Annotated in this window: 13 protein-coding genes; 4 read left to right on the forward strand and 9 right to left on the reverse strand. The window is 30.5% G+C overall.

Features of this window, described 5'->3' with window-relative positions:
- The first annotated feature begins 1 nt into the window (after position 1).
- Positions 2 to 1,120: a flagellar motor switch protein FliM gene (fliM, locus tag AANAER_RS13360; RefSeq protein ID WP_044417045.1), complete on the forward strand. Its 1,119-nt coding sequence runs from the start codon at positions 2 to 4 to the stop codon at positions 1,118 to 1,120.
- Positions 1,121 to 1,123: 3 nt separating this feature from the next.
- Here the strand turns inward: fliM and pyrC are convergent, their stop codons facing one another.
- The 5 genes from pyrC to amt form a co-directional block, all read right to left on the reverse strand.
- Positions 1,124 to 2,140 (reverse strand): dihydroorotase, encoded by a 1,017-nt coding sequence (gene pyrC, locus AANAER_RS13365; RefSeq protein ID WP_129082037.1) that lies wholly within the window; start codon positions 2,138 to 2,140, stop codon positions 1,124 to 1,126.
- Position 2,141: 1 nt separating this feature from the next.
- Complete coding sequence (locus AANAER_RS13370) at positions 2,142 to 2,480, reverse strand: P-II family nitrogen regulator (protein ID WP_129082038.1); 339 nt, start codon at positions 2,478 to 2,480, stop codon at positions 2,142 to 2,144.
- Between the two features lie 92 nt (positions 2,481 to 2,572).
- Positions 2,573 to 3,760, reverse strand: coding sequence for an ammonium transporter family protein (locus AANAER_RS13375; RefSeq protein ID WP_129082039.1), 1,188 nt, complete (start codon positions 3,758 to 3,760; stop codon positions 2,573 to 2,575).
- A 139-nt stretch (positions 3,761 to 3,899) separates the two neighbouring features.
- Positions 3,900 to 4,238 carry a P-II family nitrogen regulator gene (locus AANAER_RS13380; RefSeq protein WP_129082040.1) on the reverse strand — a complete coding sequence of 113 codons (339 nt, stop codon included), beginning with the start codon at positions 4,236 to 4,238 and terminating at the stop codon, positions 3,900 to 3,902.
- 19 nt (positions 4,239 to 4,257) lie between these two features.
- Positions 4,258 to 5,472, reverse strand: coding sequence for an ammonium transporter (gene amt, locus AANAER_RS13385; RefSeq protein ID WP_044417037.1), 1,215 nt, complete (start codon positions 5,470 to 5,472; stop codon positions 4,258 to 4,260).
- 283 nt (positions 5,473 to 5,755) lie between these two features.
- Here amt and AANAER_RS13390 point away from each other — a divergent pair, with 283 nt between their 5' ends.
- Genes AANAER_RS13390 through AANAER_RS13400 form a run of 3 tightly spaced genes read left to right on the forward strand, consistent with a single transcriptional unit; the run spans position 5,756 to position 9,931 of the window.
- Entirely contained in the window at positions 5,756 to 6,613 is an 858-nt protein-coding gene (locus tag AANAER_RS13390; RefSeq protein WP_129082041.1) for a hypothetical protein, read from the forward strand.
- A gap of 32 nt (positions 6,614 to 6,645) precedes the next feature.
- Complete coding sequence (locus tag AANAER_RS13395; RefSeq protein ID WP_044417032.1) at positions 6,646 to 7,404, forward strand: transcriptional regulator; 759 nt, start codon at positions 6,646 to 6,648, stop codon at positions 7,402 to 7,404.
- On the forward strand, positions 7,397 to 9,931 hold the full coding sequence (locus AANAER_RS13400) for a [protein-PII] uridylyltransferase family protein (protein WP_129082042.1): 2,535 nt from the start codon (positions 7,397 to 7,399) through the stop codon (positions 9,929 to 9,931). Before AANAER_RS13395 ends, AANAER_RS13400 begins: the two co-directional genes overlap by 8 nt.
- A 4-nt stretch (positions 9,932 to 9,935) precedes the next feature.
- On the opposite strand, the gene rarD is transcribed toward AANAER_RS13400, so the two are convergent.
- Genes rarD through AANAER_RS13420 form a run of 4 tightly spaced genes read right to left on the reverse strand, consistent with a single transcriptional unit; the run spans position 9,936 to position 12,497 of the window.
- On the reverse strand, positions 9,936 to 10,823 hold the full coding sequence (gene rarD / locus AANAER_RS13405; RefSeq protein WP_129082043.1) for an EamA family transporter RarD: 888 nt from the start codon (positions 10,821 to 10,823) through the stop codon (positions 9,936 to 9,938).
- 4 nt (positions 10,824 to 10,827) lie between these two features.
- A complete protein-coding gene (locus tag AANAER_RS13410) occupies positions 10,828 to 11,061 on the reverse strand; it encodes a thioredoxin family protein (RefSeq protein WP_129082044.1) in 234 nt (77 codons plus the stop codon).
- Between the two features lie 26 nt (positions 11,062 to 11,087).
- The gene (locus AANAER_RS13415) at positions 11,088 to 12,047 is read right to left on the reverse strand and encodes a permease (RefSeq protein ID WP_044417026.1); all 960 of its coding nucleotides are present in this window, start codon (positions 12,045 to 12,047) and stop codon (positions 11,088 to 11,090) included.
- Between the two features lie 18 nt (positions 12,048 to 12,065).
- A complete protein-coding gene (locus tag AANAER_RS13420) occupies positions 12,066 to 12,497 on the reverse strand; it encodes an arsenate reductase ArsC (RefSeq protein WP_129082045.1) in 432 nt (143 codons plus the stop codon).
- Positions 12,498 to 12,506: the final 9 nt, after the last annotated feature.

Consider the following 12,506-nt stretch of genomic DNA (forward strand, 5'->3'; position numbering starts at 1 on the left):
TATGGCTGAGTTTTTAAGTCAAGATGAAATTGATGCCCTGTTAGATATTGCAGAAGCAGGAGAAGAGATTGATCCGGATTCTGAAGAACAGATTATATCTAAAGAGAAAAATTACTCAATTTATGATTTTAAAAAACCTAATAGAATTTCAAATGAGCAGTTTAAGGCCTTTTCTACACTGCATGATAAAATGTTACGGGATTTAATTACAGATCTCTCTGCAATGTTAAGAAAAGTTGTCGATATAAAACTTTATTCAATAGAGCAGATGACTTACGGAGAATTTATTCTTTCAATTCCTCAATTAACTTCATTAAATACTTTATCTATAAAACCTTTAGACGGAAGAATTGTTGTTGAATGTAATCCCGGAATTTCCCATAAAATTATTGCCGAACTTTTAGGTTCGGGGGCAGTTGCTGCTAATGATAATTTAGATAGAGAGTTAACGGAGATAGAAGTAAATATTTTTGAACACTTTTATAAAATGTTTGTTAAACATATGTATAGAGCTTGGGAAGAGGTTACGACTTTAAATTTTAAAATAGAATCAAGAGATACAAATGCAAATGCGATTCAAATTATTTCCGACCATGAAATCGTACTTTTGGTTGTACTTGAAATTACAATTGATGAAGAATCAGGCTTTTTGTCAATTTGCTATCCTATTGCATATATTGAACCCTTATTAAATAAAATCGTCGAAAAAATGTTTAATGAAGGTAAAAATAAAAAAGCAAGTAGAAAGCCTGATATTACCACACTTATTTCCGGTGCGAAAATGAAAGTTGAAGCTATTATGGCAGAGACTGAATTAACAGCAGGGGATCTTTTAAAACTAAAACCTGAAGATATAATAGTATTTAATAAAAATGCAACTTCATCTGCTTCTAAGATATATATAAACGGTACAGAAAAATTTTTAGGAGTATCCGGAATATCTAATAATAGAAAAGCTATTCAGATGCAGACAAATATAGATCATGAGAAACAAGAGACATTAGAAATTTTAAGAAATATGAGAGAAGAGAGAATAAAAAGATCAGAAGAGTCAAATGCAAATATAAAAAGACTTCTTAAAGAGAGAAATGAAGCCTCTTCGGCTAGATCTCACTCATAAAGACTATTCTTCAATACTCCAAGACAGGCTCTGCCCTGCAAACATCGGAACAACAATCTCTTCATTATATCTGTATGCATCAGGAACTATAAACTCTTTTTTTACCAATTTAATAGCTTTTTCTTTTGCTTTGAAGTTATATATTCTTTGAGCATTTAAACTAATAAAACTATTTAAATTTTCCAATTTATTGTTTTTATCAAAAAGTTCGGTTAAAACTTGCAAAGCAATAGGAGAGGTAAAAACTCCTGCAGCACAACCGCAGCACTCTTTTTTATGTTTAGGATGCGGAGCTGAATCACTACCGAACATAAGTTTTGGATGGGCATTTAAAGCAGCTTCCAATAAAGCACTTCTATCTTCAGGTCTTTTTGCAATGGGTTTGCAGAAAAGATGCGGCTTTAACATTCCTCCTGCTAAATCATCAAGTGTTATTAAAAGATGGTGTAAAGTTACAGTCGCGTAAAGATTTTCATATTTATCCAAAAGTTTTACGGCATCTTTTGTGGTAATATGCTCCATTATAATTTTCAAATCAGGAAAAGACGAAGCAATTGACTCATAAATAGGCATAAACTCTTTTTCTCTATCCATAACAAAACCGTTTGTCTCACCATGAATACAAAGAGGAATATTCAGTTTACTCATTGACTCTAACGTAGGTCTTAAACTCTCTACATCCATTGATGAAACACCTGTTTCGGAATTTGTCGTGATTCCTGCAGGATAAAGTTTAAGTGCAATTATTTCATCTTTTATATCTTTTAAAAACTCATAAGAGTAATCATTTTTAAAAAAAAGAGTCATTTTAGGCTCAAAATCATCTTTTTTACAAGCCTCTTTTATTCTTTCTTTATATCCTAAAAGTGCCTCTTTTGTAGTAACGGGAGGCACAAGATTAGGCATAATCAAAGCTGCTGCAAAAGTTTTTGAAGTCAAAGGAGCTACCAGCTTTAACATCTCTTCATCTCTTAAATGAAGATGCATATCCAAAGCTGAATTTATAGTAAATGTCTGCATACTATATTGCGTCCTCGTTCTCTTCTCCTGTTCTGATTCTTACTGTTTTTTCAATTGTCGATACAAATATTTTACCGTCACCTATTTTACCTGTTTTTGCAGAATTTATAATAATATCGATTGTAGAATCAACATCAGAATCTGCAACAACTAATTCAACTTTTATTTTAGGTAAAAAATCAACTACGTATTCAGCACCTCTATAAAGTTCCGAATGACCTTGTTGTCTACCGTATCCTTTTACGTCTGATACAGTCATACCTGTAATTCCAGCTTGTGTTAAGGCATCTTTTACATCTTCTAATTTAAATGGTTTAATTACTGCTTCGATTTTTTTCATAATAATCCTTTTTTTAATTGTTATATTTTAACTAAATAATTTTAAATTATCTTTTTATAACTGATAATTTAAAATTTTAGCAATATTATTGTTTAAAAAGCTCTCTTAAATTCAGGATAAGCTTCAAGTCCACACTCGTCAACATCAAGACCTTCCATCTCTTCATCTTTATTTGCTCTTAAAGGAATCACTTTATTAATTATATATAAAATAATATATGAAGTAACAAATACAAAAATCGCTACAATAATAACACCTTTTATCTGTCCTAATAAGGTTATATCTTCGCCATTGTTTGCAAATATTCCAACTGCAATCGTTCCCCAAATACCGTTTAATAAATGCACGGAAAGAGCACCTACAGGATCATCCAGTCTTAATTTATCAAAAAAACTTACACCAAAAACAACTAAAACTCCACCTATTGCACCGATTAATATAGGAGTATAAATATTATATAAATCAGGACCTGCGGTAATTGCGACTAATCCTCCTAAAGCTCCGTTTAGAATCATTGTAATATCAAATTTTTTATACATCAAATACATTAATATTGCAACAATTATTGCTCCTGATAATCCCGCCGTATTTGTATTTAATATAGTTAAAGCAACCGTATTTGCCGCTTCTTTTGAGGAAATTGTTCCCACAGAACCTCCGTTAAATCCAAACCATCCAATCCATAAAAGAAAAGCACCCAAAGTAACAAGAGGAATATTTGAAGCGGGAATTACTCGAATTCCTCCCTCTTTAGGGTATCTGCCTTTTCTTGCTCCTATTACTAATATTGCAGCAAGAAGTGCCCAACCGCCTGTACTGTGAATTACAGTTGAACCTGCAAGATCATACATAGTAATATCCAAAATAGTTCCTTCAAGCATATCATTTCCCCATGACCAATTAACTACGGTTGGATAAATCAAAGCTCCTATAATAACTGTAAAAACAGCCAATGGAATAATTTTTGCTCTCTCACTGACTCCACCTGACATAATATTAATTACTTTACCGACAAATGCCATTTGAAATAAAAATGCAGCCCACTTTGACATAGTTTCACTACCGAAGTCGCCAAAGGCAAGATGATATCCTATGAGTAAAAAGGCAAGCGATGCTACTGCATAAATCATCGTATTAACCATTAACACCGTTGAAACATTTTTTGTTCTGACAAGCCCTGCTTCTAACATAGCAAAACCCGGAACCATAAATATTATTAATGTCATTGTAAAGATTGTAAAAAAAGTATCAATAACATAATTTATTGATTGTAAATCCATATTTTAATCCTCGCTTAATATAATTGGCGAGCATTATATATTTTTTTGAAAGATTTAAAAAGTAGTATCCTGTATAATATATATACAAGTATATATTATTTATAGAAGTGGAGATAAAATCTCACACTTCCAATAGAAGTTATACAGCTTCAGAACCTCTTTGTTCTGTTCTGATTCTAACAACTTCTTCAACTGGAGTAACGAAGATTTTACCATCACCTATTTTTCCGGTTTTTGCAGCTTCTACAATTACATTAAGTGTAGCATCTACATCTTCATCATTTACGATTACTTCAATTTTAATTTTTGCTAAGAAATCAACTACATACTCAGCCCCTCTGTATAATTCAGAGTGACCTTGTTGTCTACCGTATCCTTTTACATCAGATACAGTCATACCTGCGATTCCGTTTTCTACCAATGCTTCTTTAACATCTTCAAGTTTAAAAGGTTTGATAATTGCTTCTATTTTTTTCATTTTTAATCCTACCTATTTATTAAGCTTTTTTGAACTCTGGGTAACACTCTAATCCAGTTTCGTGGATATCAAGTCCAGTAATTTCAGTCTCTTCATCTACTCTTAATCCCATAATTACATCTAAAATTTTCCATACGATAAAAGATGTGATGAATACAAATGCTCCGATTACAACAACACCTTTGATTTGAGCTAAAATCGTAACATCAGGGTTAAAAATACCAACGGCAATTGTTCCCCAGATTCCTGCTACTAAGTGAACAGATAAAGCACCAACTGGATCATCAATTCTTAATTTATCAAAGAAAGGAACAGCAAATACAACAATAGCACCACCTACTAAACCTTCAATAAATGCAACTAACATACCTAAATCAGGTCCCGCAGTACAAGATACAAGTCCTGCTAAAGCACCGTTTAAAACCATAGTTAAATCAACTTTTTTGTAAAGTAGTTGAGTTAATAAAGCTGCCATAACTGCACCTGCAGCTGCTGCCATATTTGTATCAGCAACTACTAAAGCAATACCTTCAATATCTGCTTTTGAACCTAATGCTAATTGTGAACCACCGTTAAATCCAAACCATCCCATCCATAAAATGAATGTACCAAGTGTAGCAAGTGTTAAGTTTGAACCAGGGATTGGTTTAACTTTACCGTCTTTTGTATATTTACCTTTTCTAGCTCCAAGGATAAGAACACCAGCTAATGCAGCCCATCCACCGACAGAGTGAACAAGTGTAGAACCGGCAAAATCAGAGAAACCTGCAATTAAACCGCCAAGTTCAGTTCCACCCCAAACCCAGTGACCTTGGATTGGATAAATAACACCACTTAAAACAACAACAAAGATTAAAAATGGCCATAATTTCATTCTTTCAGCAATTGATCCTGAAATAACAGATGCAGCAGTAGCTACGAACATAACTTGAAAGAAGAAGTCTGCAGGTACCGGATATGAAGCATCCGCACCAGTTTCCATACTAATAGTAGAGAAACTTCCCATAAAAGAAGAACCTTCTCCATACATTAAGTTGTAACCTATGAAGTAATACATAATACAAGAGATTGCAAACAATGCAATATTTTTAGTTAAAACCGTTGCATTATTTTTTGATCTTGTAAGACCAGACTCAAGCATTGCAAAACCTGCAGCCATCCACATTACTAAGACTCCCATTACAACAAATAAGAATCCGTCAAGAATATATTTTACATCAGCAAAATTTTCCATATTTTTCCTTTACAAAAATGTTATGACGAAATTCTATCAGATAAATAAGTTAATTTTTCATTTAATATGTATATTATTTATACAAAAAAATACCGTTTTTTTGACTTTTAAATAAAAGAAGTCCCTAAACGTCGAACTTTTACAAGTATTACATTTTTGTAGATTATTTGTTACATTTTTTTAATATATGAACAGATTCTTATTTTTTAGATAATTGTTTATATTTTATACATACAATTTATATACAGTATGATATAATATCAGATTAAACAAGGAGTCTTAAATGAAGGAATATTTAGAAGTATATTTCCAAAATCAAGATAAAATTGAAAACTTTTTACAAGAGAGTTTACTGAAACTTGGGGAGTTAAAGGCACTAAGAGAATCAAATTTTAAAGAAATTTTCTCTATGTTTCCCTCTTTAGAATTAGTATATATAATAAACAAAGATACTAAACTACAAATCTCACCAAACTATTTTAAAAACAGAATAGAAAAAAGTGCTCAAAATGTATCAAGAGAGTATTTGCTTTCTAAACTTCACTTCAAAGAACACTGTGTTGCATTTAGTACTCCTTATGTAAGCAATGCAACCAAAAACAGTTGTATTACTATGTCGGTTAAAGAGGGCAATTATATTCTGTTTTTTGATTTTCAAATAGAATCTCTTTTGGAGAGGTTGAGTTTAATTGAATTAAATAAACCTTTTCACACTATAACAAAAGCTTTTTATACTGTTGCGGGATACTCAATGTTTTTGCTCTCCTTGTTTATGGTTTTTTACTCTTTATATGAATTTGTCCACTCTTTTACGGTAAGAGGCATCTTCAATTTAGACACCATATTTAAACCTATTATTGCATTAACTTTGGGAGTTGCAATATTTGATTTGGCAAAAACTATTTTAGAACAGGAAGTATATTTTAAAAGCTACTCTAAAACTGCCAAAGTTGAAACTAAAATGATTACGAAATTTTTAATATCGATTATTATTGCCTTATCTATAGAGGCTTTGATGGTTGTATTTAAAATTGCGATAAATGATTATGATAAGATGATAAATGCACTATATTTAATCACAGGAATATCTCTTATCTTAATTGCGTTATCTATATTTATATATTTAACAAAGAAAAAATAAAGATTTAATATAATTAATTAAGAAGGTAAAAAATGGAAAACTATATAGCAATATCTAAAAACTCAAAAGAGATTTTAAATTCAGCTCATCTTTTACAAAGTGTACAGGTTAATGCTTTAATTTCGGGAGAACCGGGTGTCGGGAAAAAATCTCTTTCTCAATATATAGTGCCCAAAGCGCCTATATTTAAAGCAAAAAATCTGCAACAGGATATAAGTGATAATATAATCAATCTCCAAAATTGTTCTGTAATTATAGATAAAATTGAAAATATCACAAATGTTGATCTGTTTATAAACTGGGTAAACGAGAATGGAATTAGAGTTATTGCTACTACATTAAAAGATGAATTAAACAGTAAACTTTCAGAACTTTTTTCAATAACAATAGAACTTCCTCCTTTAAAAGAGAGAGAAGAGGATGTAAAAGCTTTAACGCAAAAGTTTTCAAAAGAGGCTAGTATTACGCTGGATTTGGATCAGATTATTCCTTCAAAATTGATGATTAATATCTCAAACAATGCCCATAGTCTTAGAAAATCTATCTACTTTTCATATCTGTTTGAAACAATCGGGGAAGATGAAATTTTAATGTTTATGGAAAACTATATGTACGCAAATATGCAAGGTGAGAATTCTTATAAAGATTTTTTATATCTTTTAGAAGTCCCTATTTTAAAAGCTGCAAACAAAAAATATAAATCTCAAGTTCAAATGGCAAAACATTTGGGACTTAATAGAATTACTCTTAGAAAAAAACTTGATATTCATAAGGAATATTTGAATGACTGAACTAAATCTTCAAATTGAAGAGTTGATTTCAAAAAATGCTAAAGATTTCGAAATTTCAAAAGTATTTAGAAATTATTACAAAAACTATTTAAATTCAATAGAAACCGCCTTTGAGACAACAGGCGGAAAAGATTTTTTTGTAAAACATACAAAACATACCGATAAGTTTTTAATCCAACTTTATAAATATATGCAAAGAAAATATTTCGGCAATTATCAACCTATGAGTTCTTCTATTCCCGTAATATTAGTAGCTTTGGGAAGTTACGGAAGAGAACAGCTCTGCGTCTATTCCGATGTTGATTTAATGATTCTTTACAAAGATATAAAAGGTTACAACATAAAACCTTTAATGGAAGAGTTAATTACTCTAGCTTGGGATTGCGGGCTTAAATTAGGTTCCAGAGTTCATGAAATAAAAGAGATTGAAGAGGGTGTAAAAGAGGATATTACGATAAAAACTTCAATCTTGGAATCCAGAATGATTTACGGTTCAAAACAGCTGTGGTTTGAATATCAAACCGTTTTAAGAAATATTAGAAAAACTGCTCAGAAAGAGTTTGTAGTGGAAAAACTTGAAGAACACAAACAAAGACTACTAAAAAATCCTCTAAAAATGGAACCGAATATAAAAGACGGTTACGGAGGAATGAGAGAATCCAATATGGTTTTTTGGATGGCTACTGTTATTTTCGGAGTTTCGGATGTAAAACAACTTATAGGAAAAGAGTTTTCGGAAGATGAATATAAAAAATATCGTTCGGCATTAGAGTATATCTTTCAAGTTAGAAATGCTTTACATAATATTGCAAAAAAGAAACTTGATATAGTAAATTTTGATCTTCTTCCGGAGCTTAGTTCCAAACTAGGGTTTGAACATACTCCAAGAATGACAAAAGAGAGACAATGTATGGCAAAAATTCTTGAATCTCTGCATCGAATACACTTTTTCTCAACAATAATGGTAAAAAAATTTACAAGAAGAGTTATCTTTGAAAAAGAGAATATCCATAAATTAAAAGAGTATAGATATATAAAAAATCTATATATAGTTGATAATAGATTATATACCTCTTTTAATGCAAAACCGAAAACTCTGATAGAACTTTTAAAAGAGTTGATTAATCTGCCAAATGATGTAAAAAGTTTTGATAGATCATATATATATTATGCCAGTAAAAGTATACTTCCAAATAAACAGACTTTAGAATTAAAAAAGATAATCAAACTCCTTTTACAAAAACCGAATCTTTATGCGCTTATGAAACTTATTTATAACAGCAGACTTTTTCAAACTGTGTTGCCTATTACAAAAAAAATAGTAAATCAGCCGCAATTTGACGGATATCACCAACATCCGGTTGATATTCACTCAATAAAAGCTTTAAAACAACTTGAAAATATAAAAGATTCTTATGTAAACTCTTTATATAAAAGTTTAGATGAAAAAGAGAAAGCTCTTGTTAGAATTGTTTCTTTGCTTCATGATGTAGGAAAAGGAAGAGTTACGGACCACCATATTTCAGGAGAAAAGCTTTTTAAGAATATGACAACAGCTTATGATTTTGAGCATGAATATATCCAATTAGGAGCCCTTCTGGTTCGATATCATAATATGATGAGCAAAGTTGCTACAAGTGAAGATATATATTCAGAAAAAGTTATTCTCTCTTTTACGGCATTAATAAAATCTAAAAGAGCTTTAAAAATGCTTTTTGTAGTAACTTATGCCGATATTTCTGCTGTAGGAGACAATATATATAAAAGTGCCACTGCTTCACTTTTAAAACAGCTTTATTTACAATCTTTACCTGCTTTTGAGAATAGTGCTCTTTTAAATGAAAGTGCAAGAAGAAATGCGAAACAAGAGAGAATTAAAAAATCTCAAAAATATAAAGAGCTTCCTAATATCTTGAAAAAGAAAATCTTTTATATCGCTTCAAATCATATTTTCTTAAAACTTAAAGCCGATGAGATAATCAATATTGCAATAAAAGCACAAAAAGTGGAGAGTTTTGATTATGAAATTTTAAACAATACTAATCTAATAATCAGAATTATTAGAAAAGTTCCTTTAAACTTGGGATTTTTATTAGGAAAATTAGAGTTTTTAAATATTTCTACAATGAATATCTTTAAACTATATGATGAAAAAAAATTCTTTGAAATAAGTTTCTCCGAAAAAGTCGATAATGAAGATTTGACCTATATTTCACAAATTATAGAAAGCTCTTTTGATATGAGCAAAAAAACAAAACTTCTTACTCCTATTATAAAAAAAGAGGGGATAGAGATAGATTCAAATCATACAACATATTTGGCTTCAATGAATGTAAGAGCAGAAGATCAAAAAGGACTTTTAGCCTATATAGCAAAAGTTTTTGATGATTACGGTATAGAGATTGAAACAGCCAAATTAAGTTCTATTAAAGGAAAGGCTCAAGATCTTTTTTTAATTGAAAAAAATGGGAATTTTTGTGCAAAACAAGATGAGATTATAAAAGATTTATGTGTAGATGAAAAATAAGTTTTCATCTACTACTTTTTCTTTTTATAAAGGAATCTAAAGAGAAGATAACAAGAGCTATCCAAATTAAAATAAAGGTAATAAGTCTATCTAAATTAAACTCCTCTTTATAAACAAAAACTGCCAATAAAAAAGATACCGTAGGAGCTATATATTGAAAAAATCCCAAAGTTGTAAGTTTTATTCTTGTTGCGGCACTGTTAAAAAAAAGAAGAGGAACAACAGTTACAAGTCCTGCTAAAATAAGCATAAAAGAAGTATATGAAGAACTGTTTTGTATAAAAGCCATATTCCCATTTAAGTATAAATAGATTAAATATCCCAAAGAGAAAGGAAATAGCAATAAAACCTCAACAAAAAGTCCAACTTGGGATCCCACATTTATCTTTTTTCTAAGAAGCCCGTAAATTCCAAAACTAAGAGCCAAAGAAAAAGCAATATAAGGTATATGTCCCAAAGTTACAAGTTGATATAAAACAGCAATAAAAGCTATAAAAATAGCAAGATACTGATATTTGGATACTCTTTCACTAAAAAATAAAAAACCTAAAACTACATTTACCAGAGGATTAATATAGTATCCAAGAGAAGTTTCCAGAATTTTGTTATTTCCTATTGCCCATATAAAAATAAGCCAGTTTAAAGAGACAAAAAAAGTTGAAGCAAAAAGATACTTAACTTTTCTAAAATCTCTTAAAATATAAAAAAGTAACTTAATCTCTTTTTTCAAAAAAAGAAAAGGAAGAAGTGTAAAAACAGAAAAAATAATTCTATACAAAAGAATTTCAAAAGCATCTACACCTGCAACCTCTTTAAAATAGACAGGGGATAAACCTCCCCAAAAAAGAAATGCTAAAGTCGCATAAATATGTCCTAAACGTTCCTCTTTCAAAACTCTACTTTTGGAAATAAGCTTTTATTTCATCCGGCGTTAAAACCTTACCTGTGGATTTAACTTCACCGTTTATAACAAGTCCGGGTGTACTCATAACACCGTATTGCATAATTTTAACCATATCTTCTACTTTTTCAACTTGTGCAAAAATTCCTGCATCGGCAACGGCTTTTTTCACGTTTTGTGTTAAAGCCTCACATTTTGAACAACCTGTCCCCAAAATCTCTATTTTCATCTTTATATCCTTAAAAAAATTCTATTTTATAATATTGTATTGAATATATATCCAATCAAAATTATACCACTTCCTACTATCAAAAAGAATGTAACAATCAATTTTGTATGCAATAATCTTTTTAATATCATAGCCTCAGGTAGGGAAAGTGCAGTAACTGCCATCATAAAAGATAAAGCACTTCCAAGCAGCATACCTTTAGAAGTAAGCACCTCAACCAAAGGCATAACTCCTGCCGCGCTTGCATACATAGGAATACCTAAAACTACAGCAAGAGGAACTGTATACCAAGCATCACCGCCTGTATAACGGGCAATAAAATCAGTAGGAATATAACCGTGGATAAACGCTCCTACGGCTACTCCTATAATTACATAAAGATATATTTTTTTGAATATATCAAAAGTATAATCCCAAGCCTCTTTTACTCTTTGTTTGTTGTTTAATGCAATATTTGGATTTTCACAACACCCTTCCATCGGTTTTACGTCAAGTAAAATATACTTCTGCATATTAAATTTACCTATTACAAATCCGCCTATTATAGCTACGATAAGTCCAAAACCTATATATATAGCAGTAATTTTCCAGCCAAAAAGTGAAAAAAGCATTGCTATTGCAATTTCATTATTAAGTGGAGCCGAGATTAAAAAAGAGAACGTTACTCCAAGAGGAATTCTTGCTTGTAAAAAACCTAAGAAAAGAGGAATTGCGCTACACGTACAAAAAGGTGTTATTATTCCGAAAATACTTGCTAAAACATTTCCAGTAAACTCTGATTTTCCTTGTAAGTAAGCTCTTACTTTTTCTACATTAAACCAAGTTCTAAGATAAGATACTAAAAAGATTATTACTATTAAAAGAATAAATATCTTAACTGTATCAAAAATAAAAAAGTGTAAAGCTTGAGTTAAATGAGACTGCTTATCTAAACCTAAAAGACTAAATACCAAAAAATCTACAAATTTTTCCCATGGCGTAAACATTCTATCCTCCTAATTTTTTTAACTTTTTACAATATTTTTTTCATCATCCAATGAAAAAAGCGCATTTGCTACTTTTGGAAGTAAAACTTCTTCTATCTCTTTATATATATTTTCAAAAGCCTTAAAATCTTTTCCGTCAGGATCTTCAAACCCCACATGAATCTTTTTTACAGGCTTTGGAAACATAGGACAAGTTTCATTTGCATGATCACAAACCGTTACGACTAAATCGTATTCATTGTTTAAAATCTTATCAATAGTTTTACTATGATACTGCTCTTTCCAAATTCCTTTTTGCTCTAAAAGTTTTTTTGCATTTGGATTAACTCTACCGCTGGCTTTTACTCCTGATGAATGGGCTAAAACTTCTTCTAATTTTGCATTTATAAGAGCTTCTGCAATAATACTTCTGCAAGAGTTTCCAGTACATAAAATCAAAACTTTTTTCACTTTTTTTCC

The organism is Halarcobacter anaerophilus (assembly GCF_006459125.1).
In the GTDB taxonomy this organism is placed as follows: domain Bacteria; phylum Campylobacterota; class Campylobacteria; order Campylobacterales; family Arcobacteraceae; genus Halarcobacter; species Halarcobacter anaerophilus.